Here is a 21,063-nt window from a genome sequence, read left to right on the forward strand (position 1 = left end):
GCTCTCCCGTCAGATGACGTTCAGCCGGTTCGGGATCGAGTTGAGCTCCTCCGGGCCGTTTTCGCCCAGCAGGATGGTGCCGCCGATGCACACCCGTTGCCCGTCGCGCAAAGCGTTCGGCTCGAAGGCGAAGGCGTGGCCTTCCTGGATCACGAAGTCACCGTCGATCCCGACCCCGGACGGCAGCTTCGGGAGGTGCGCGAGGGCCCCGTCGACGTCCGGGTGGAGGCGGGTGGCGCTGTTGTAGATGGGCGAGACCGTCTGGACCATCGGGCCGGTGTTCCAGGTACGCGAGCGGTGCAAAGGTTCCTCCATGATGCGCGCCAGTTCGGAGAACAGCATCCCCGGTTTCAAGGCAGCCAGGCCCGCCTGGTAGGAATCGATGCACACCGCTTCCAGGTCACGGAGCAGCGGGCTGGGCTCCCCGACCGAGACGTCGATCTGCTGCTGTGACTCGATTCCCCCGTAGAAGGCGAAAATCTCAGCCGCGATCGTGTCGCCCGGAGCGAGTACGCGCGGCGCTCCGCCGCTTTCGAACCACTCCGGAACCGACCAGGCGAACATGCTCGCGCCCGCACGTTCCAGCATGAAGGGCCAGCGGACCCACCCGCCGCCGGCAATGATCGCCTGGAACGACGCGGCGGCGATCTCGTGTTCGTTGCCCCCTGCCCGGGCCGTCTCCACAAAGGCCCGGCAGGCATCCTCGCCGAGCTCTGCCGCCTTGCGCAGGAGCACCCGCTCCTCCGCGCTTTTGATGATCGCAATCGACTCGTACGCGTCGGCGATGTCGACCCATTGGACCTTCGGAAGGGCTCCCAGGACCCTGGTCCAGGTGGTGTGGGAGATTGTTCCCGCCCACTCCCCGACCATCCTGCTCGTCAGGCCCACCACGCCGAGCCGGGCGTGGTCGAGCCCGCGTTCCCGGATTCCACTGAAGAGCTCCTCGAGGGGGTCCCCGCTGACCCAGTTGTCCACCCAGCGCTCCCAGCGGTGCGCCTGGGCATCGAAGCGGTTGAGCGGAACATCCCCGACATACAGCACCGGGTCCTCTTCGGGCGTCAGGAGGACGAGTGCACCCTTTGCCTCATTCGTCAGGTAGGCGTCCGCGTTGTCCCGACCGCTTCCGAAGACAACAACGCCGTCCAGTCCTTCCTTGGCCAGCAGCGCCCGGATGGCGGCCCAGCGGCGGTCCCGCTCCTTCAGGCTCAGGGTGGGGTAGTCGCGGACGGTGCTTGCTCGTGTTTCAGTCATCGTTGCTTCCTGTCTTGTCCATGTTTCGTGTGTGCGCAAGGCGCGCGATGGTGCTGCGGAGATGCGCGGCGCTGCGCTGGATGAATTCGAGTGATTCGTCTTCTCCCAGGGGCTCATGCATGTCGTTCCAGCCGGGCAGCTTGCCCAGGGCCGCACGTGCCTCGTACTCGTTCGTGAGCCGGACCACTTCGAAGGCTTCTGCGAGGGACAGATCGGGGTGGCCCTGCTGCCAGCGTTCGTCATGGATCTGCAGGGTCATTTCGCCGCGCGTGCTTTCCACGATCCCTTCGATGGAGAGCATCAAATCGTGGTCCAGCAGCGGGGCGAGGAAGAGGTCCCAGTCGATGACGCCTTCGCCCACCGGGCTCAGGAGACGCGCGATCCCCTCCGGCCGGAAGAAGAGCGCTACGTCCCTGATGTGGCTCGATCGGATGTAGGGAGCCGCCCTGTTGACGGCCGCCACCGGGTCTTCACAGCGAACCAGGACGTTGGCCGAGTCGAAGGTGATGCCCAGGACGTCCGGTCCTACCTCCTCCACGAGCCGGACAACCTCGAAGGTGGTGATTTCCTCGTGGGTTTCCAGGTTGAGGTGGGCTCCCGCGTCGCGGAGCACCGGCGCCAGTTTGTGCAGGAATTTTCCGGTGGCGGCGAGCTGAGCGCCCCAGTCCACATCGGTCCGGAAACGGTCGCAGGAGTACAGCCCGGAGATCCTGAACTGGTAGTTGGCGGTCGCCGTCCAGAGTTCACGGATACCCTCGGACGCCGCGGCTTCGATCATTTTCCGCATTCCGAGCAGGTAGTCGCCGTCACCCAGGGCCCGCACCCCGGGCGCTTCCGGCGTAGCGAAGGGATTCACCTTCCCCACCCCGGCTTCGATCCGCTGGCCCAGGTCATGGGCTGCCTGCATCGTCCCGCGGATCTCGCCGCGGTCCAGCGTCGGGCTAAGCTCCAGGATCGAGCGGAAGAAGACGCCGTCGAGGCCGAGCTCCGCGGAACGTTCAACGATCCGGACCGCCGAGCCGGCATGCGAATCGGCGAACTTGGTGCTGTCCACTCCGATGTGAAGCATGCCCGCTACTCCCCTGCCCAGTCCCCGCCGGCCGCGGCGGGCTGCAGGTCGACCAGGCCGTGGTCGAACACGTTCGTGGGATCGTAGCTGGCCTTGATTGCCGCAAGCCGTTCGTACTTCTCCCCGTAAATCTCCCGGGCGCTTTGGGCGTCACCGTGTTCGGACGTGAAGTTGATGTAGCTGCCGTGTTCCCATTCGCTGACCGCGGCCGTGAATTTCCTGACCCAGGCCACGAGCTCTTCCCGCTCGTCCGCAAACTCCCAGTCGGCCCCGATGTTTCCTGCCCAGCGCGAGTGGATGTCGGTGGTGGAGTCGTTGCTGTGGTCACGGGGAACAAGCTTTCCGGCGATGAGTTCGAAGGGGCACATCACCTGATGGCTGATGAAGGAACTTGAGTTCAGTGAGCGTCCCGGGTACGCGTCGGCGTGCTCGATGGCGATGTCGATCAGCTCGTCGGGCAGCTCCCGGAACGCCACGTGGCGCCAGTAGTGGGAAATGCCGTAGCGGAACTCGTCGTCGGTGGCGTGCTGCAGGGTCAGGTGCGGAATGGTGCGCACGCTCCGGTAGACGGGCGTGCCGCCCTGAAACATCGCTGCGCTCAGCTCATGTTCCAGCGAGGGATCCCCGTAGGTCACCGTCGCCACGGAAATGATGGGCTTGCCGCGGTATTCCCTGGGCACCTGAGACCAATACTCCGGGCAGCGGTAGAGCCGCACATAGCTGCCGACATTGTCCGGCATGCCCGGTCCCAGGTCCCTGAAGCGCTGGAGGATTTCCTTGCGGTCCGCTGCCGGGTAAAGGGCCAGGCGCACCGTGGCGAGGCCAGGGAGGTCGACGTAGTCGAAAACGAACTCGGTGGCGATGCCAAAGTTGTGCCCGGCCCCCTTGAGTGCCCAGAAAAGCTCCGGTTCATTCTCCGCGTTCACGCGCCGGATAACGCCGTCGGCCGTGACGATTTCCACTTCGCGGAGGAAATCGACCGTGGAGCCGAACATGCGCGAAAGGTAGCCCATGCCCCCGCCGAGGGTGAGGCCGGCGACGCCGGTGTGGGAAACGACTCCGGCGGGGAGGGCGATGTCGTAGGGCTCGGCGGCACGGTCCACGTCACCCCACCGGCACCCGGCGCCGATGGTGAGGGTGCGGTTTGATGTGTCCACGGTGACGCTCCGCATGAGCCCCGTGTCGATGAGCACGCTTCCGTCGGCGACGGAAGTGCCGGCCAGGTTGTGCCCCCCGCCCCGGACCGTCAGCGGGGCATGGTTCTCCACGCACCAACGGAGGGCGCGCGCTGCGTCGTCCGCACCGGTGCAGCGGACGATCGCCGCGGGGTGTTGGTCGATGTCCGCGTTCCAGACATGCCGGAGCGTCTCATACGAGGGGGCACCGGGGAAAACGACGTCGCAGTCGACGGCGGTCGCAAGCCCGGTGAGGTCGTTTGGCTGCTGCATTCTTGCTTTTCTCCTTAGTCGGCAAAGGCGGGCGTGGCCCGGCGTTTGAGGCCCGCGAGCAGTGCTTCGCGGGACTTTGTGAGGAAGTTCCGGTAATCGGTTTGTTCGGGTCGGGAAGCACGCAGCTCCTCCACCCCCGGTGCGTTCCCGGCGGCGGACCGGGCCGCAAACCGGGCGGCAAGTTCCCGGAGCGCTTCGGCGTCGGCGTCTGCCATGTCGGGATGCAGGCTCCGCCAGAGGGGATCATCGGGCTGCATCTCCATCTCCGCGCGGGAGCCGCCGATCCCCTCGATGACGAGGTCGAGGTCGGGGTGCGCGCCGAGCACCTCATCGAGTAGCTGGGCCCAGTCGATGACTCCTTCGCCGATCGGCATGAGGAACCGGGAAAGGCCGTTCGCCGCCGGGACGATGACCGCGTCCCGGAGATGGGTCAGGCGGGTATGCGGTGCCACCCGGCGCACGGCGTCGCCGACGGGTTCTCCGCGGACCATGAGGTTCGCCGGGTCAAGGCAGACACCCAGCACGTCGCTGCCGGTCTCTTCGATCAGCCGGAGGAGCTCGAAGCTCGTGATTTCCTCGTGGGTCTCCAGGTTCAGGCGCACACCGTGTTCCCGGAGCGTTGGGGCGAGCTTCCGCAGGAAATCCGCCGTCGCCGCCAGTTGATCGGACCAGTCCACGTCGGTGCGGAAACGGTCGAAGCAGTACGGTGCGGGGAGGCCGTGTTTGTAGCCGCCCGTGGCTGTCCAGGCTTCGGTCCACCCGAATTCGGCGCAGATCCGGATCATCCGCTCCATGCCGGCGAGGTAGCTTCCCTGGCCAAGGTCGCGCACCCGTGGAAGTTCGGACACCATGTAGGGGTTGACCTTGCCGAGCCCGAGCTGGACGAACATCTCCCGGGCGTTCGCCTCTACCGCGAATTCGGCGATTGCCCGGTGTTCGAGGGTTGGAAAGGCCTCATCCAGGGTCCGGACCAGGATGCCCTCGAAGCCAAGCTCCTGGGCGGCCGCGAGCGTCCCGAGCGGGCTGGGTCCCAGCAAAGAAGCACCGTTGTCGAACTTGACGTCGACGCCGATGCGGTTCACCGCGCCACCGCCAAGGTCCGGCGGCGCTGTGTACGCCGCTCGCGCTCCAGTGCCGGGTCCGGCACCGGTACCGCCTCCAGCAGGGATTTGGTGTAGCTGTCCTGCGGGTTGCCGTAGATCTGCGCAATACTCCCCGTCTCGGCGACCTTGCCGCGGTTCAGGACCACGAGGCTCGAGCAGAGGTACTTCACCACTGCAAGGTCATGCGAGACAAAGAGCACCGTCAGCTTGAGCTGCTTTTGCATGTCCTTGAGCAGATTCAGGACCTGCGCCTGGACAGACACGTCGAGCGCCGAGACGGGTTCGTCGCACAGCAGGACCTTGGGGTCCACGGCGAGCGCCCGGACGATGGCGATCCGCTGGCGCTGGCCGCCCGAGAAATGCTTCGGGTAGCGGTCAAGGTGCTCGGCCCGGAGGCCCACGAGGTGCATGAGCTCCTCGATCCGGCTCCGCCGCTGCCGTTCGGAGAAACCCCCGATCACCAGCATTGGCTCCTCGACAATCCGCCGGACCGTCATGCGCGGATCAAGGCTCGAATACGGGTCCTGGAAGACCATCTGGATTTCCCGGCGGTAGCGGAGCAGTCCGCCCCTTCCGGGCGCCGCCGGGTTGATCCCGTCGTAGGTGATGGTGCCGCCGTCTTCCTTCTCCAAACCCACGATGCAGCGGATGATGGTGGATTTCCCCGAACCGGATTCTCCGACCAGGCCCAGGATCTCCCCTTCCCGGACCTCGAACGAGACATTCTCCAGTGCCTGGTGCGCCCGGCTCCCGGAGCCGAATCGCTTCGATAAACCGTCAACCCGGAGCAGAACATCGTCATGCATGCGGTACACCTCCTTCGAGGACGAGATAGTCCTCCACGGTCCTAAGCCGGACGTCAGGGTCGGCATCGAGCCTGGGCACCGACGCGATCAGTCCACAGGTATAGGGATGTTCGGGATCCGCAAAAAGATCGTCGACGGACTTTTCTTCCACCAGCCGGCCCGAGTACATCACTGCGACCCGGTGAGCCAGACCGGCGACGATGGCCAGGTCATGGGTGATGAACAAGACGGCCAGGTTCATCTCCCGCGATTGTTCTTCCAGGAGGTCCAGGACCTGTTCCTGGACCCGGACATCCAGCGCCGTCGTCGGCTCATCGGCAATGACGAGCCGGGGCTCGGCAACAAGGGCCGCGGCCATGACCACCCGCTGCCGCATGCCGCCCGAAAACTGCCCGGGGTATGCGCCCAGCCGTTCCTTCGCCTTCGGCACTCCGAGCCGGTCGAGCATCGCCGCCGCGCGCCGGTACGCCTCCCGTTTGCGCACACCGCGGACGAGCAGCGGTTCTGCGACCTGCTCACCGATCGTCAGCACCGGGTTGAGTGCCGTCATCGGGTCCTGGAAGATCATGGAAATCTCCCCGCCGCGGATGTTCCGCAGCACCCGGCGGTTGGTACCGAGCAGTTCGCTGCCCTTCCATTGGATCGATCCGGTGAGGTCGAACTGCCGGTCGAGTTGCAGGACGGCCCGGGCGGTCAGGGACTTTCCCGAACCTGACTCGCCCACCAAGGCCAGCCGTTCGCCCGCGCGGATGCTGAGTGACAGCCCGTCGACGAGCGTGAGGCTGCCGGTGCCGCCGCCGATCCGTTCCTTCTCGGGAACAGACACCCGGAGGTTTTCAATCTTCAGCAGGGCGTCGTCATCCATCAGGACCTCCTTCCAGTCGGGTCGGCAAAGCTGCGGACGGCGTCTCCGACCAGGCCGAAGGCGATCGCACCAACTGTGATGGCCAGGCCGGGAAACAAGGAGATCCACCATGCACTGGTGATGTACTGCTGCCCCGCGGCGATCATCGACCCCCAGTCCGGGCTGGGCGGTGGCGCGCCGACACCCAGGAATGCGAGGCCGGAAATCATCACGATGGTTCCGGAGATCTCCATGCTGGCTTGCACGTAAATGGCATCCAGAGAGTTCGGGAGCGCGTGGCCAAGCATGAGGCGCAAGCGGGACATGCCCAGGATCTGTGCGGATTCGACGTACGAGGCCGACATTGTTTCCCGGAGGATGCCGCGGGTGAGCCGGGCCGTGCTGGGCCAGGATGCAGCCACCATGGCGACAATGATCGAAGCCATCGAAGGGCCAAGGGCAGCCGCGAGGCCCAGTGCCAGCACCAGGGACGGGATGGACATGAAGATGTCGCATGCCCGCATGACGAGCTCGTCCGCGCGCCTGGGCAGGAGCGCCGAAACGCTCGCGACGAGGACCCCGACGACCGCGGAGAGCGCCACGATCGCAACGGCGGAGAGCAGGGTGAGTCCCGCACCCGCCAGCAATCGGGAAAATACGTCCCTGCCGACGTCGTCCGTTCCGAGCAGGTGTTTGCCGCCCGGAGCGAGCAAGGCAGAAGGCGTGTCCACCGCGAACGGATCGTACGGGCTGAACAAGGGAGCCGCGACCGCACCGAGAATGAGGAGTGCGGCGAGGCCGAAGGCCACCCGGTCGACGACGGCGGTGCGGCGGCCGAAGACCCTGCGGCCGAACCGGCCGGCCGCGCCCCCGATTGCTGCGGCCGACAAAGCGGTGGAGACTCCTGCGGTATCGGATTTCATGCTGCTCCCAACTGGGCATGCCGTACCCGTGGGTCGATCACCATCTGGACGAGATCCACGATGAAAGACGTGGCAATGAAGACGAAGCCGATGACGAGGACCGACGCGAGGACGGAGAAGGTGTCCTGGTTGATGATCGCGCGGTACAGGTAGCTGCCAATGCCGGGTAACCCGAAGACCGCCTCGACCAGCACTGCGGCACTGATCATCCAACCGAACTGCATGCCGAACACCGTGAGTACCGAACCGAGCGCCGGGCGGAAGGCGTGCCTCAGGACCACCCTGTGCTCCGGAACCCCCTTGGACACCGCGAAGGTGATGTAGTCCGTCTTCAGCGCCGTCATCATGTTCGACCGGATGATGCGGGCCAGGGTTGACACGAACGGGGCGCTGAGCGCCAGCGCCGGCAGGAACAAATGGCCCAGCGAGTCGGCGAAGTTCGCAGCGTCGCCGAAGAGCAGGGAGTCCAGCAGGGTGAAGCCCGTGATATCCGGCGGGGCAGAACCCACGCTGTTCGTCCCCGAAATCGGGAACCAGCCAAGCAGGGAACCGAGTACCCAGCGCATCATGATCGCGAGCCAGAACACCGGGACACCGCCGCTGAGGACCAGGAAGAGCCTGGTTGCGATGTCGGTCCCTTTCCCTTCCCGCACGGCGGCAAGGATGCCCAGCGGGGCGGCTACGAGGACCGTGATGAGCATTCCGAGCAGGACGAGCTGGATAGTGGTCGGCAGGACCGTGCCCAGATCACCCGCGACGCTCTGCCGCGTGATGGTTGACGTGCCCAGGTTCCCTTGGAGGAGCCGCCGGATGTAGTCGGCGTACTGCAGGAACACCGGCTGGTTCAAACCGAGCACCTCCCGCATGTGGTCCACCTGCTCAGGGGTCGCGAGACGGCCGGCGGCAACCCTCGCGACGTCGCCCGGGATCAGCTTCGACATCACGAACACGATCGTGGCCACGCCTCCCAGGGAAAGGACAGCCAGTCCGATGCGGCGGAGGACGAACCTGATCATGGCTGCCCCGGTTCATGCTGCGGACGGGAGCAATGATTGAGCCGCATCCCTATTTCGCCATCCGGAGCGTACCGACGTTGAAGTCCTGCTGGGTGGGCGAGAACGGAATCGGGCCCACCTTCCTGTCCGAAAGCATGGTCACTGCCGGGTACGCGATGTACAGCAGGGCGTGGTCCGCGAGGACCTGCTTCTGGACGTCCTGGAACGCATCGCATGCCTCCTTCTGGTCCGCTGCCGTCAGGCCTTTCTTCAGAAGTTCGTCGACCTTCGGGTCGGAGTAGCGGGTGAAGTTGGTCTGTCCTGCGAAGGCGGAATTCCATTCGCGGTTGAGCATCGGCCCGGCGGCCGGGAATGCGGCGAAGTCCCAGGCGAGCGCGACGTCGGGCATCGTCTCGGGCTTCGAAACGAGCGCCGAGTACTGGGGAAACGTGACTGCCTTCAGTTCCGCATTGAGGCCGATCTTCTTCAGGGAATCCTGGAGGATGGTCCCCGCCGCGTTGAATTCCCGCACTGTGGGCTGGTAGGCGACGGTGACCGTGGTTCCTGCGACCCCGGCTTCGTTGATCAGCTGCTTGGCCCGGGCCAGGTCCTGCCGGGGCTTACCGGCGTCCACCCGGCAGGAGATGCCCTCGGGGAGGATCGAATTGGCGATGCTGCCCTGTCCGCCCAAGGCGCTTGTCAGGTGACCGTCATAGTCGTAGGCGAGCTGGATCGCTTCCCGTACCCGGGCGTCGCCAGTGATCTTGCCCTTGGTGTTGAGCCAGGCGTACGTCTGCCGCGGGGCCGGAATGTTGACGACCTCGTACTTGCTGTCTTTCGAGATGTTCTGGACGTCGACGGCGGCCAGGCCCATCGTGATGTCCAGGTTCCCTGCGAGGAACTCGTCACGGTTGGCGCTGGAGTCGTTGATCATGCGCAGGATGATGGTGGCCGGCCGCTTCTCGTCAAACTCCCAGTAGTCCTTGTACCGCGCAAGGTTGAGCTCCTGGTTCGGCTTGTAGCTGCCCATCGCGAAAGGCCCTGAACCGGCCTCGTGGGTGCCCAGCCATGCCTGGGCATTGTCGGACCCCTCGTTGGGCTTCACAAGCTTCGAATCAAGGATGTAGATCTGGCTCAGCGCTCCGACAAAGTCGAGGTCCGTCTTGGCGAGGGTGATTTCCACGTGGAGCTCATCCACGGACCTGGCTGAGACGTAGTTCGAGAGGAACGACGCGGCCCCGGACCCGATCTTCCTGGCCCGGTCCAGGCTGTACACGACGTCGTCCGCTGTCAACGCGTTGCCCGAATGGAACGTGACGCCCTGGCGGAGGGCCAGGGTTACCTTCGTCGCGTCTGCGTTGAACTTCCATTCGGCGGCAAGCTTCGGGACCTTCTCGCCTTTTGCGTCGAAGTCCAGGAGGCGGTCGTACATCGGCGCCAGGTTGAAGTCATTGTGGGCGTCCGAAGACTGCAGGGGGTCGAGGGTCTCCGCCGTGTTTGAACTGCCTACCACGATGGTGCTCTGCTTGGCCCCGTTGCCGCCTGATGCGTTCCCTGACGGCAATTGGCAGGAAGACAGCCCCATTGCTGCCACCGCTGCAAGCGTCGTAAACACGAGTTCCCGCTTGTGTCGAATCATTTCTGTTCCTTCCAGGAGCCGAATCGTTCAAATGACGTTCTTCCGGGAGCAAGAGTTGATTTCGCACAGGGCTGGCCGGCAGCTGCATTCGCCTGTAGCCCCGGGCTTCTCAACGAGCCACGGAAAACTGACGAACGAAGTTGATCGAGCGAGTAAAGATTGCGGACGCGGAAAGAAGAAGGGAACCCACCTGGGCCGTAATCCTGCCCTGTCTGATATCCCGGAGATCGCGTCCACCCAAGCATCTCTTCGTTGTTGGTATGCAGAATCACACAAATGCCCGGATATGTCACCCCTTTGACAGAAATCATCAGCATGTGGCATACCAGATGAATCAGAGTGTCCATCCAGGAAATGAGGCTTGCGGTGCCGCCACCGGAATCGACGGACGTCGCCGGGCCCCCGGGAAAGGCCGCGCCCCGGGGTCAGAGGCGCATCCGTGCCGCCGGCCCGTTCCAGGCAAATCCCGGCTTCCGGCTGCTCTGGATCTCGAATCTCTTCTTTTTCGGTGGAATCTGGACCCAGACCCTGATCCTCGGATGGATGGTCTTCGACAGCACCCGCTCGGAGTTCCTCCTGGCTGTGTTCACGGCCCTTCGCCTTGCGCCCCTGCTTCTTGGCCCCCTGGCCGGTGCCCTCTCGGACCGCTTCGACCGCAAGCTCGTGCTGGTGGTCGCCTCCACCTGGGCTTTCCTTGCGGTCGCTGCGGTGGCAGTCCTCGCATTCCTAGGCCTGGCCCACTTCTGGGTGCTCGCCGCCGGCGGCTTCGTCATAGGGCTTGCGCAATCCCCGTCACAGCCGGCCCGGAGCTCCTATGTCCTGGACCTCGTGGGGCACAGGCAGCTTGGTAACGCGAACGCCCTGAACGCGGTGGCAACGAACGTAACCCAAATGATCGGTCCGGCCGTCGGCGGAGCATCGATCGCCCTTTTCGGTGCCCCGGCCGCGCTGGCCGCCTCGGCTCTCTGGTATGTCGTGTCCCTGCTGGCGCTGCTGCCCCTCAAGCGCACCCGATCAGGCATTACGGCTGGCCACGGCTCCGTGTGGCGGATGCTTGCCGACGGCTCCAGGGCGGTTTGCGGCAACCGCCTCAGCCTCGCGGTACTCCTCATCACGCTCTCGGCCAACGTCTTCGTCTGGCCGATCCATCAGTCGTTCATGCCGGTCTTCGCCGATGAAAACCTGGGCTTGGACGCCGCCGGGCTGGGAGCCCTCCTCGGATCGTGCGGCGCGGGCAGCGTCCTTGGTTCCCTGGTCATCGCGCTGCTCGGCGACTTCAGGCGCAAAGGTGCCGCCTTCCTGATCGGCACAGGCATCATGGCCTTGGTTGACGGTTTTCTTGAGCTGGAACGCTCAAGTGGAAAATTGGAGTGGAGCGCCATCCTGCAGAAGATGGCGAGCGACCTTGGATTCTCGAAGATCCTGTTCGGCCTGTTGCCTAAGGACAGCCAGGACTACGAGAACGCCTTCATCGTCGGCAACTACCCGGCCGCCTGGCGCGAGCATTACGACCGGGCTGGCTACGCGCGGGTCGACCCGACGGTCAGTCACTGTACCCAGAGCGTACTGCCGATTTTCTGGGAACCGTCCATCTACCAGACGCGAAAGCAGCACGAGTTCTTCGAGGAAGCCTCGGCCGCCGGCCTGGTGTATGGGCTGACCATGCCGCTGCATGGTGCTCGCGGCGAACTCGGCGCGCTGAGCCTCAGCGTGGAAGCGGAAAACCGGGCCGAGGCCAACCGTTTCATAGAGTCGGTCCTGCCGACCCTGTGGATGCTCAAGGACTACGCACTGCAGAGCGGTGCCGGACTGGCCTTCGAACATCCGGTCAGCAAACCGGTGGTTCTGACCAGCCGGGAGAAGGAAGTGTTGCAGTGGTGCGCCATCGGCAAGACCAGTTGGGAGATATCGGTTATCTGCAACTGCTCGGAAGCCAATGTGAACTTCCATATGGGAAATATTCGGCGGAAGTTCGGTGTGACCTCCCGCCGCGTAGCGGCCATTATGGCCGTTAATTTGGGTCTTATTACTCTCTGAATGGGGCTCCTTTGGGCCCTTTTCACCATCAGCCATGCCAGGCCCGCGGCGTTCACGCTCATGGTCCTGATCGGACTCGTCGCAGCCTTGTTCTCGGTGCTCCAGACAACGCTTCTCCAATTGACCACCGCACCCGAGCACCAGGGAACCGCCCTCGGCCTGCAGGAGTTCGCCATCGGGGCAATTCCCGTTGCGTCGATCGGGCTCGGCGCAGCAGCGCAACTCGTGGGCATGAGCAATGCCGCGTTTGTGAGTTCCTTCCTGCTGACGGCGTGCATGGCCGTGCTCGGAATCTGTTTCCCCGGGCTCCTCAGATATCACGGAACCCCTTGGAAGGACCAGCCTTGATCGAACTCCTTGACGAATCGACTGCGGGGTCGCGCCTGCTCGCCACCACGGTCTACGAGTGGCTGCGCGAACGCATCATCGACGGAACCCTTCAGCCCGGAGAGCGGATCCGCGAACGGGAGGTCGCCGAGAGGCTGCAGGTTTCCCGGGTCCCGGTCCGCGAGGCACTCCCGCAGCTGGAAAGCGAAGGCTACATAGAAACCCTGCCCCGCCGGGGCGCGGTGATCACCCACATGACGGCACAACGGGCCGAGGAGCTCTTCGATGTGCGGGCGAGCCTGGAGGTCCTTGCCGCGCGGCTCGCGGCAGCCGCCTGCGCCCGGGGCAGTTCCCCGTCCCGGCTCCTGGACCTCCTCGAGGAGGCGGGCGGGGCGATCGACGCCGACGACGGCAGGCGGATCGCCGATGTGAATTCACGCATCCACGAGGAGATCCTCGCTCTGAGCAGCAACCGTCTCCTGCAGAAGCTCATGGCCCCGGTCAACGGCCACGTGAACCGGCTTTTCCACATCGCCAAGGACCGCGACCAGCAGGAACTGCACCGCGAGCATTTCGAGATCGTGGACGCGATCCTTCGGGGTCAGCCGGAGCTGGCCGCGGCGCTCTCCTTCTCCCACGTCGAGCGGAGCCGCAACGAGTGCCTGCCGATCGTGGAACGGTACCTTGCGGAGCGGCGGTGAACCGGCGGCCGGAAGGCCTTAGGACGGTTCGTGGTTCTGGCCTTCACGGGCCAGTGCGGTGAGGCGGGAGACGGCGCGGTAGTACTTCTTCATGTACCCGCCGCCCATCATTTCCTCGGTGAAGAGCTTGTCGAACGGCACGCCGCTGGCCAGGATCGGGACGTCTTTGTCGTACAGCCGGTCGGCGAGGACCACGAAACGCAGGGCGACGGCCTGCTCGGTGATGGTCTCGACGTCGCGCCACACCACGCCGTCGATCCCTGCGATCAGCTGGCGGTAGCGGCTGGGATGGACACCGGCCAGGTGGTCCACCAGCTGGCGGAAGTCGTCGACGGCGACGGTCTGGCCGTCGAATTCGGCGTGCATCTGCCGCTTGAGGTCCTCGGTCTTCAGCGGGGCCGGAGCCGCCGGCAGGCCGCGGTGGCGGTAATCCTCGCCGTCGATCCTGATGACCTCGAACTGGTCCGCCAGGACCTGGATTTCACGCTGGAAGTCGACGGCGGCGAAGCGCCCCTCGCCGAGGGAACCCGGCAGGGTGTTGGAGGTCGCCGCGAGCCGCACGCCGGCGTCGGCCAGTTCCCGCATGAGGCGGGACATCAGCACGGTATCGCCGGGATCGTCCAGTTCGAATTCATCGATACAGACCAGCTTGTAGTTGCTGAGCGCCTCCACGGTCTTGCGGAAGGACAGCGCCCCCACAAGGTTCGTGTATTCGACGAAGGTGCCGAAGGCCTTCGGCCCGGGCGCCGAGTGCCAGAGGGAGGCCAGCAGGTGCGTCTTGCCGACGCCGAAGCCGCCGTCGAGGTAGATGCCGGCGCGTCCGGTCTCCTTCTTGGCGAAGATCTTCGAGAAGAGCCCGCCGCCGGTGCCGTTGCCGACGCCTGCGGCGAAGGTTTCCAGGGCCTTGACGGCGGCCGCCTGGCTCGGCTGGGCGGGATCGGGACGGTAGCTCGCGAAGGAGACCTCCCCGAACCGCGGGGAAGGATGGAACCCCTGCAGGATCTCGTCCACCGAGACCGCGGGGGTGCGTGCGGCGAGCTGTTCGATCTGTACCAAAACGGTCCGTTCTTCCGGGGTAAGTCCTCAGCAAGAATACCGGGAATGCGCCGTCCACCCGGACACAGGCGGGTCCCTGCGGATGAGACATGTTTCACCATGTGACCGCACAGGAGCAATCCCGGAGGAGCGTGGCTAGTGTTGGTTCCAAGCCGGGCAGAGGAATGCCCCGCCGTCCGGTCCGGCACCGTCCATCATCAGTGAAAGGCCATGCCCATGTCCTACCCGGTTGAACAGAACGAAAAGTTCGCGAAGTACGCTCACCCCGAGCGCCTCGTGTCCACCGAATGGCTCGCCGCAGCCCTCGAAGGCGGAGCGCTCAACGACGGCAAGCTCGTTGTTGTCGAATCCGACGAAGACGTCCTTCTCTACGAGACCGGCCACATCCCCGGCGCCGTGAAGATCGACTGGCACACCGACCTGAACGATGAGGTCACCCGCGATTACGTGGACGGCGCAGGCTTCGCCGCCTTGGCCGCAGCCAAGGGCATTTCCCGCGACAGCACCGTGGTCATCTACGGCGACAAGTCCAACTGGTGGGCATCCTACGCCCTGTGGGTCTTTACCCTCTTCGGCCACGAGGACGTCCGCCTCCTGGATGGCGGCCGCGACAAGTGGATCGCCGAAGGCCGCGAACTGACCACCGACGTCCCGCAGCCGGCTCCGTCGGAGTACCCGGTGGTCGAGCGCAATGACGCACCGATCCGCGCCTTCAAGGAGGATGTCCTGGCGCACTTCGGCAAGCCGCTGATCGACGTCCGCTCCCCCGAAGAATACACCGGCCAGCGCACCCACATGCCTGCCTACCCCGAGGAAGGCGCGCTGCGCGGCGGCCACATCCCCACTGCCGCCTCCATCCCGTGGGCCCGCGCCGCAGCCGAAGACGGCAGCTACCGCACCCGCGAAGAACTCGAAGCCCTGTACCTCGGTGAAGCCGGCCTGCAGGAAGGCGATGAGGTGGTGGCCTACTGCCGCATCGGCGAGCGTTCCAGCCACACCTGGTTCGCCCTGAAGTACCTGCTGGGCTTCCAGAACGTGCGCAACTACGACGGTTCCTGGACCGAATGGGGTAACGCCGTGCGCGTCCCCATCGTCAAGGGTGCCGAGCGCGGTTCCGTTCCGGCGTTGGTCCACTAGCCGGCATTTTCCCTGAACCAACAGTCCGGACGGGGCGAAACCCCGTCCGGACTGCGTAAGCTGGACGTGATGAGTACCAATACCCTGCCCGCCGCACTGGCGGAAATTGTCGATGATTTCCAGGCCCTGAGCGAGCCCGAACGCCTGCAGCTGCTGCTCGAATTCTCCCGCGGCCTGCCGGAGCTGCCGCCGCGCCTGCTTGACCACCCGGAACTGCTGGAGCAGGTGGTGGAGTGCCAGTCGCCGCTGTTCCTGACCATTGAGCAGGAACGGAAGGACGACGGCGGCGCGCTCGGCTACCGCCTGTTCTTCAAGGCCCCGCCGGAAGCCCCCACCACGCGCGGCTTCGCAGGCGTCCTGCACGAGGGGCTCGACGGCCTGACGGCGTCCGAAATCCTCGCGGTGCCCGATGACATGCCGGAGCTCCTGGGGCTCACCCGTGCCATTACTCCCCTGCGTATGCGCGGCATGACCGCCATGCTGGGCCGCATCAAGCGCAAGGTGGCCGCCGCCGACCGGCTGCAGTCCTAGCGCGCCCATGGCGAAAAAACCAGCGTCGACCGGAACGCCGGCCACAGCCGTCCTGGCTGCGGCCGGCGTTCCGTTCACCCTGCACCCGTACGTACACGACCCCGCCGCCGAAAGCTACGGGCTGGAGGCGGCGGAAGTCCTCGGCGTTGACCCTTCGCGGGTCTTCAAGACGCTCATGGTGGACATCGAAGGCAAGCTCGCCGTAGGGATCGTCCCGGTCAGCGGAACACTGGACCTCAAGGCCATTGCGGCCGCAATGGGTTCGAAGAAGGCGGCCATGGCCGATCCGAAGACGGCGGAACGGCGCACCGGTTACGTCCTGGGCGGCATCTCTCCCTTGGGCCAGCGCCAGCCCGCGCCCACCGTCCTGGACGAATCGGCGATGGAATTCCCCACGGTCCTTGTTTCGGGCGGGCGGCGCGGCCTGGATATCGAACTGGCTCCCGCAGACCTCGTCCGGCTCACCGGCGCGCGGCTCGCGCCGATCGCCGGCGGTTGAGGACAGCTTTCCCGGGCCTCAGCGGCCACCCGTGAGCTGGGGCGCCAACGGCCTCAGCCGCGGTTCCAGCCAGGAACGCACCAGGCGCTCCCATTTTTCCGGATCCGCGTTCCACTCCTTGGTGTGTCTGGCCGCGCGGAACGGTTCGAAAGTCACCATCTCCGGATTCCGCTCGGCGAGGCTTGCCGACGGCCCGTAAGGCACGTACTCGTCATCGACGCTGTGGATCACCAGGGTGGGGGTACGCAGCTCCACAGCCCGGGTGTCCCAGTCCATGGCCCGCAAGTCCACCGGCGCGGCCAGGCCCGTCAGCCTGCGGCCCAGTGAGTGCCCGAGCATCAGCTGGCCGTACCGTCCCACCGCGTAAGGGATCCTGTTCAGCCGGGCATGGTGCGCCAGGACATTCACCCAGTCGATGACCGGTGCGTCCAGCACCAGTGCCCTGATGAGGTGCCGGTAACGGGAGAGGTCGGCGGTCTGCAGGCAGATCGCGCCGCCCATCGACCAGCCGAACAGCACCACTTCCTCGGCGCCCTGCTCCAAGGCAAAAGCGATGGCGCCTTCGACGTCGCGCCATTCGGTCGACCCCAGGCCGTATCGGCCGTCCGAGGCGGACGGCGCAAGACCGTCATTGCGGTAGGAAATGAGCAGGCTGTCCAGGCCAAGGCTCCGGACCAGCGGCAAGGCGCGCAGGCCTTCGAGCCGGCTGGCGCCGCGGCCATGCACCATGACGGCCCACACCCGCGCGGCGGAACCGCGCTCCTCGGAACCCTGCTCGGTGGAACCGTGCTTCTCCGCGCGGACCAGCCACGCAGGTGCCCGGCCGCCGTCGACCTCTATCTCCACGTCCTCCGCTTCCAAGCCCAGCGACGCCGGCGAGGCGTATACCGCACCGCTCCACCACCCGCGGTGCGCCTTCGCGAGGTCGCCGCTGTAGACCTCCTGGACCTCCCGCTGCACGGTGCGTTCAGCGGGCGAATAGGAGACAATCCTGCCGATCCGGGCGTGCCCGGCGCCGCCGTCGAAGAAGAGGCTGAAGGTGCCGTGGGCGGTGGTGTCCTCCGTGGCCGCCAGGATGATCTGCAATCCGTCATCACTGCGGACCAAGGCGAGGATCTCCTGGTCGGCCTCGCGGACCGAGGGGGTGATCACGCGCCTGGCGAAGTACGCCGCGAGGGCCGAGCTGCCGGCACCGAGGAGTGCGGCCAGACCGCCGCCGGCGGCGATTCCGACCAGCGCCCATTTGGCGCGGCCGGACATGCCCGCGGAGCCTGGGGCGAAAGGGGCCGGGCGCAAGAGGGAAGCCATAGGACCATTGTCCATGCCGATGACTGCCTGCCCGGAATCGGCCGCAACGCCCAGCCGGATTCGGCGGCAAACCCTGCCGCGGGGACAGGTCGAGGTCTACGCTGTAGCCATGAGCGATCCAATCGTCATTCTGAGCGAAGAGCCCCTCGGCCGCGACGACCGTGCCAACATCGCCAAGCTGGTGGACGGCGGCGACGCCCCCATCGTGGTGCTGGTGCCGGCCAATACCGAACGGCATTTGCTGGTCGATTTCCTGGAGAACCTCTCGCTGCTGGATATTGCGAAGGCCTTCCGGGAACTGCTCTCGCAGGCGCCGGACCCCGCGGTGGAACGCGCCAGCGCACAGAGCGCCCTGGCGGCATCGCTCGAGGCATTGGAAGGGCTGGGCTCCGGGGTGAGCGGTGAGATCGTCGACGGCGGCGCTGTCGCCGGCCTGGTAGCCAAGGTCAAGGCCCTGAACGCTTCCCAGGCAGTGGTGGTGACCCGCCCGCACGCCATCGCGGACACCTTCCACACGGACTGGGCAAACAAGGCCCAGGACCAGCTGGGCCTGCCCGTGCTGCATCTGTATGCCGGTTCGGGATTCATTGGCGACTCCTGAGCGTTGAGCACAACATGAACACCGCGGACAACAGCAAGTATTTCGACACCGCCGACCTCACCGCCGGGGTGCCGCACCAGGATGTTCCGGACAAGGGCGCCTGCGTGGAAAAGAGCGAAGCCGAATGGCGGCAGCAACTGACGCCGGAGGAATTCCGCGTGTTGCGCCAGGCAGGGACCGAACGTGCCTACACGGGCGAATACTGGGACACGCATACAGCCGGCGTCTACCAGTGCCGGGCCTGCGGCGCCGAGCTATTCACCAGCAAGGAAAAATTCGACTCGCATTGCGGCTGGCCGTCCTTCTGGGCGCCGCTGGCAGAGGGCACCGTCCGCTACCTGCACGACCGGACCATGGGCATGGAACGAGTGGAAGTCCGTTGCGCCAACTGCGATTCGCACTTGGGCCACGTGTTTGAAGGCGAGGGCTATGGCACTCCCACGGACCAGCGCTACTGCATCAACTCAGTCTCCCTGAAGCTGGTCGAGGCAGCGCCGGAAAGCTAGCTCGAGTGCCGGCCGGGTGGTCAAGCCTGTTCCACGGCTGGACCTCCCGGCCGCTTCGCAGCCTCCATGCAAAAGAGTTTCTTATGCTCGAAGCAGTTTTCACTTAGCAACACTGTTCGCTTGCTACGCTCGCCTCAGAATCAAAAACTACTGAGGAAAGGCGTCAACGATGACCACCACCGCCACGGCGACCCGCGCACGCATCACCGCAGAGAACCCCGCATGGGGCTCCCTGAAGGCCGCTGCAACCGCGCTCCAGGCCCTGCAGGTCAAGGACGGTTCCGTCCCCGAAGCCACCGACCACGAGGCCGCCCTCGGACATGTCGCCGCCATCATCCGCTCCATCGAGGAGCTCGCCCCCGCCTTCCCCCACGACGCCCTCTACCTTGAACTGCTGGTCAAGGACTTCGTCCGCTGGAGCGAGGCCGGCTTCGGCGTGCCGGACTTCCTGGACTCCCTGATGGCGTTCCAGCCCCAGGAGCAGCGCGTGGACGGACTGCAGCACCTGGTCGTCTTCCCGATGTACACCCAGAACGGCAGCACGAGCCGCCTGGTCGAGGCCGTGCTGATCGAGGTCATCTGGCCCGAATTCATCGGCGGCCTGGAGGCCGGCGACTACTCCAACAAGCTGTTCGTCCCGATCCGCTTCATCGACTTCACCCCGGGCTACGACACCAACTCCGCTGTGCTGTTCCCGGAGACCGTCGCCGTGCGAGAAACCCCCACCTTTACCTGGGGCGCCATCTTCGCCGACCGCGAGGCCGCGCGCTTCCGCCGGGTCCTGAAGGCCGCCGCCGCGACCACCTCCCTGGAACTGCCGGCAGATGCCGCCGAACTGCTTGACAACCAGGACCTCACCCAGCGCGCCTTCGTCATGTGGGACCTGATCCACGACCGCACCCACATGCGCGGCGACCTGCCCTTCGACCCGTTCATGATCAAGCAGCGCATGCCGTTCTTCCTGTACTCCCTGGAGGAACTGCGCTGCGACCTGACCGCGTTCCGCGAGTCCGTGAAAATCGAAAAGGACGAGGAAGCCTCCGAGGACGCCCGCAAGCACGCCAAGCTGGTCCAGTACGCCGTCATCTTCGACCGCATCTTCCGCTTCGCGATCACCGGCAGCCGCGTCCGCAACTACGACGGCCTCGGCGGCCAGCTGCTGTTCGCCTGGATGCACCAGCACCGCGTGCTGCACTGGACCGACAGCAAGCTCAGCATCGACTGGGAAGAGGTTGCCGACGTCGTCGTCGAACTCGGCGAGCGGATCGAGGAACTGTACTGGCGCTCCATCGACCGCCCGAAGACCGCACACTGGCTGGCCGCTTACCAGCTGATTTCCGGTACCGTTACCCCCAACCCCGCTTCGGTCTGGGCCAAGGGCCCCGACGCGCTGCCGCTGACCGGCGCACCGCGTGAACTGACCGATCAGGTCATGGACGACGAATTCCCGCTGTCCATGTTCTACGAGGCATTGGAGAAGAAGATGCGCCCTGTCATCGAATCCACCACCGGCATCACGGGATCGACGGCGGCCTGATGGCATCCCTGAATGTCCTGGTCACGGGCGGCAGCAGCGCTTCCGGCGTTGCTGCCGCCCGTGCCCTTGCCCTTGCCGGCCACCGGGTGTTCACCGTCGGTTCGGATCAGGGCCGCATCACGGCGGCCGCGGAAGAAGCCGGCGACGGCGTCACGCCTCTGGTCTGCGACCTCACCGATCCGGACGCCGTGCGGGAGCTCGCCTCCGTGATCCGCACTTCCGCGGGTCCGGTGGACGGTGTCATCCACCTGGTGGGCGGCTGGCGCGGGGCCAAAGGCATCGAGGACCAGAGCGACGAGGACTGGGACGTCCTGTCCGCAGGCGCCGTGACTACCCTGAGGAACGTCTCGCGGGCCTTCTACCGGGACCTGGCGGACTCCCCCGCCGGGCGGCTCGCCGTCGTCAGCTCGACGGCGGTCTCCGCGCCGACAGCAGCCGCAGCTACTTACGCCGCGACAAAGGCCGCCGCCGAGGCCTGGACATTCGCCGTCGCCGACGGCTTCCGTCGGGAGCAGTCCGGCGCGAAATCCGACCCCGTCGAACAGCACAGCGCCGCCGTCGTCTTCGTCGTCAAGGCACTCGTTGACGCCGGCATGCGCCAGGCCCACCCGGAACGCAAGTTCCCCGGGTACACGGATGTCGAGGAACTGGCTGCCGCCGCCGTCGGGCTGTTCAAGCAGCCGGCAGCCGAAGTGAACGGGCAGCGGATCGGCCTCGTCCCCTGACGTGCGGCTCCCCTGACGTG

Annotated in this window: 22 protein-coding genes and 1 pseudogene; 11 read left to right on the top strand and 12 right to left on the bottom strand. The window is 65.7% G+C overall.

The window, feature by feature from the left end; genetic code table 11:
• Nucleotides 1–9: 9 nt before the first annotated feature.
• Genes ACNQPB_RS17735 through ACNQPB_RS17780 form a run of 10 tightly spaced genes read right to left on the bottom strand, consistent with a single transcriptional unit; the run spans nucleotide 10 to nucleotide 10,425 of the window.
• Nucleotides 10–1,251, bottom strand: a complete 1,242-nt coding sequence (locus ACNQPB_RS17735) for a M24 family metallopeptidase (protein WP_498753736.1) — start codon at nucleotides 1,249–1,251, stop codon at nucleotides 10–12.
• A complete protein-coding gene (locus ACNQPB_RS17740; protein WP_498753737.1) occupies nucleotides 1,244–2,320 on the bottom strand; it encodes a sugar phosphate isomerase/epimerase family protein in 1,077 nt (358 codons plus the stop codon). Before ACNQPB_RS17740 ends, ACNQPB_RS17735 begins: the two co-directional genes overlap by 8 nt.
• Before the next feature lie 5 nt (nucleotides 2,321–2,325).
• Entirely contained in the window at nucleotides 2,326–3,768 is a 1,443-nt protein-coding gene (locus ACNQPB_RS17745; RefSeq protein WP_498753738.1) for an FAD-binding oxidoreductase, read from the bottom strand.
• Nucleotides 3,769–3,782: 14 nt separating this feature from the next.
• Nucleotides 3,783–4,850, bottom strand: coding sequence for a sugar phosphate isomerase/epimerase family protein (locus tag ACNQPB_RS17750; RefSeq protein WP_498753739.1), 1,068 nt, complete (start codon nucleotides 4,848–4,850; stop codon nucleotides 3,783–3,785).
• Nucleotides 4,847–5,677, bottom strand: coding sequence for an ATP-binding cassette domain-containing protein (locus tag ACNQPB_RS17755; protein WP_498753740.1), 831 nt, complete (start codon nucleotides 5,675–5,677; stop codon nucleotides 4,847–4,849). Before ACNQPB_RS17755 ends, ACNQPB_RS17750 begins: the two co-directional genes overlap by 4 nt.
• On the bottom strand, nucleotides 5,670–6,542 hold the full coding sequence (locus ACNQPB_RS17760; RefSeq protein WP_498753741.1) for an ABC transporter ATP-binding protein: 873 nt from the start codon (nucleotides 6,540–6,542) through the stop codon (nucleotides 5,670–5,672). The genes ACNQPB_RS17755 and ACNQPB_RS17760 overlap by 8 nt, the downstream gene beginning before the upstream one ends.
• Complete coding sequence (locus ACNQPB_RS17765; RefSeq protein WP_498753742.1) at nucleotides 6,542–7,444, bottom strand: ABC transporter permease; 903 nt, start codon at nucleotides 7,442–7,444, stop codon at nucleotides 6,542–6,544. The genes ACNQPB_RS17760 and ACNQPB_RS17765 overlap by 1 nt, the downstream gene beginning before the upstream one ends.
• The gene (locus ACNQPB_RS17770; RefSeq protein WP_498753743.1) at nucleotides 7,441–8,460 is read right to left on the bottom strand and encodes an ABC transporter permease; all 1,020 of its coding nucleotides are present in this window, start codon (nucleotides 8,458–8,460) and stop codon (nucleotides 7,441–7,443) included. Before ACNQPB_RS17770 ends, ACNQPB_RS17765 begins: the two co-directional genes overlap by 4 nt.
• Before the next feature lie 49 nt (nucleotides 8,461–8,509).
• Nucleotides 8,510–10,078, bottom strand: coding sequence for an ABC transporter substrate-binding protein (locus tag ACNQPB_RS17775; protein WP_498753744.1), 1,569 nt, complete (start codon nucleotides 10,076–10,078; stop codon nucleotides 8,510–8,512).
• Nucleotides 10,075–10,425, bottom strand: coding sequence for a hypothetical protein (locus tag ACNQPB_RS17780; RefSeq protein WP_498753745.1), 351 nt, complete (start codon nucleotides 10,423–10,425; stop codon nucleotides 10,075–10,077). Before ACNQPB_RS17780 ends, ACNQPB_RS17775 begins: the two co-directional genes overlap by 4 nt.
• A 7-nt stretch (nucleotides 10,426–10,432) precedes the next feature.
• Here ACNQPB_RS17780 and ACNQPB_RS17785 point away from each other — a divergent pair.
• The 4 genes and pseudogenes from ACNQPB_RS17785 to ACNQPB_RS17800 form a co-directional block, all read left to right on the top strand.
• A pseudogene (locus ACNQPB_RS17785) lies at nucleotides 10,433–11,392 on the top strand (MFS transporter); the annotation flags it as partial.
• Between the two features lie 3 nt (nucleotides 11,393–11,395).
• Nucleotides 11,396–12,115 (top strand): transcriptional regulator LasR, encoded by a 720-nt coding sequence (gene lasR, locus ACNQPB_RS17790; RefSeq protein ID WP_347032980.1) that lies wholly within the window; start codon nucleotides 11,396–11,398, stop codon nucleotides 12,113–12,115.
• Nucleotides 12,116–12,463 (top strand): hypothetical protein, encoded by a 348-nt coding sequence (locus ACNQPB_RS17795; RefSeq protein WP_498753746.1) that lies wholly within the window; start codon nucleotides 12,116–12,118, stop codon nucleotides 12,461–12,463.
• Nucleotides 12,460–13,143, top strand: coding sequence for a GntR family transcriptional regulator (locus tag ACNQPB_RS17800; protein ID WP_498753747.1), 684 nt, complete (start codon nucleotides 12,460–12,462; stop codon nucleotides 13,141–13,143). Before ACNQPB_RS17795 ends, ACNQPB_RS17800 begins: the two co-directional genes overlap by 4 nt.
• An 18-nt stretch (nucleotides 13,144–13,161) precedes the next feature.
• Here ACNQPB_RS17800 and zapE read toward each other — a convergent pair whose 3' ends face one another.
• The gene (zapE, locus tag ACNQPB_RS17805; protein WP_498753748.1) at nucleotides 13,162–14,199 is read right to left on the bottom strand and encodes a cell division protein ZapE; all 1,038 of its coding nucleotides are present in this window, start codon (nucleotides 14,197–14,199) and stop codon (nucleotides 13,162–13,164) included.
• A gap of 216 nt (nucleotides 14,200–14,415) precedes the next feature.
• On the opposite strand from zapE, the gene ACNQPB_RS17810 reads away from it, so the two are divergent.
• From ACNQPB_RS17810 to ybaK, 3 genes are all read left to right on the top strand, one after another.
• Nucleotides 14,416–15,336 (top strand): sulfurtransferase, encoded by a 921-nt coding sequence (locus tag ACNQPB_RS17810; RefSeq protein ID WP_498753749.1) that lies wholly within the window; start codon nucleotides 14,416–14,418, stop codon nucleotides 15,334–15,336.
• A gap of 69 nt (nucleotides 15,337–15,405) precedes the next feature.
• Nucleotides 15,406–15,867: a SufE family protein gene (locus tag ACNQPB_RS17815; RefSeq protein ID WP_498753750.1), complete on the top strand. Its 462-nt coding sequence runs from the start codon at nucleotides 15,406–15,408 to the stop codon at nucleotides 15,865–15,867.
• 7 nt (nucleotides 15,868–15,874) lie between these two features.
• The gene (ybaK, locus tag ACNQPB_RS17820; RefSeq protein ID WP_498753751.1) at nucleotides 15,875–16,366 is read left to right on the top strand and encodes a Cys-tRNA(Pro) deacylase; all 492 of its coding nucleotides are present in this window, start codon (nucleotides 15,875–15,877) and stop codon (nucleotides 16,364–16,366) included.
• 18 nt (nucleotides 16,367–16,384) lie between these two features.
• Here the strand turns inward: ybaK and ACNQPB_RS17825 are convergent, their stop codons facing one another.
• Nucleotides 16,385–17,674, bottom strand: coding sequence for an alpha/beta hydrolase family protein (locus ACNQPB_RS17825; RefSeq protein ID WP_498753752.1), 1,290 nt, complete (start codon nucleotides 17,672–17,674; stop codon nucleotides 16,385–16,387).
• A 109-nt stretch (nucleotides 17,675–17,783) separates the two neighbouring features.
• Here ACNQPB_RS17825 and ACNQPB_RS17830 point away from each other — a divergent pair, with 109 nt between their 5' ends.
• The 4 genes from ACNQPB_RS17830 to ACNQPB_RS17845 all read left to right on the top strand — a co-directional run bounded on the left by ACNQPB_RS17830 (nucleotide 17,784) and on the right by ACNQPB_RS17845 (nucleotide 21,043).
• A complete protein-coding gene (locus tag ACNQPB_RS17830) occupies nucleotides 17,784–18,275 on the top strand; it encodes a hypothetical protein (RefSeq protein ID WP_498753753.1) in 492 nt (163 codons plus the stop codon).
• 14 nt (nucleotides 18,276–18,289) lie between these two features.
• Nucleotides 18,290–18,781 carry a peptide-methionine (R)-S-oxide reductase MsrB gene (gene msrB / locus ACNQPB_RS17835; RefSeq protein ID WP_498753754.1) on the top strand — a complete coding sequence of 164 codons (492 nt, stop codon included), beginning with the start codon at nucleotides 18,290–18,292 and terminating at the stop codon, nucleotides 18,779–18,781.
• Nucleotides 18,782–18,950: 169 nt separating this feature from the next.
• Complete coding sequence (locus tag ACNQPB_RS17840; protein ID WP_498753755.1) at nucleotides 18,951–20,318, top strand: DUF6421 family protein; 1,368 nt, start codon at nucleotides 18,951–18,953, stop codon at nucleotides 20,316–20,318.
• On the top strand, nucleotides 20,318–21,043 hold the full coding sequence (locus ACNQPB_RS17845) for an SDR family oxidoreductase (RefSeq protein WP_498753756.1): 726 nt from the start codon (nucleotides 20,318–20,320) through the stop codon (nucleotides 21,041–21,043). Before ACNQPB_RS17840 ends, ACNQPB_RS17845 begins: the two co-directional genes overlap by 1 nt.
• The last annotated feature ends 20 nt before the right edge of the window (nucleotides 21,044–21,063 follow it).

The organism is Curtobacterium sp. LFS079 (genome assembly GCF_047977865.1).
GTDB lineage: Bacteria > Actinomycetota > Actinomycetes > Actinomycetales > Micrococcaceae > Arthrobacter.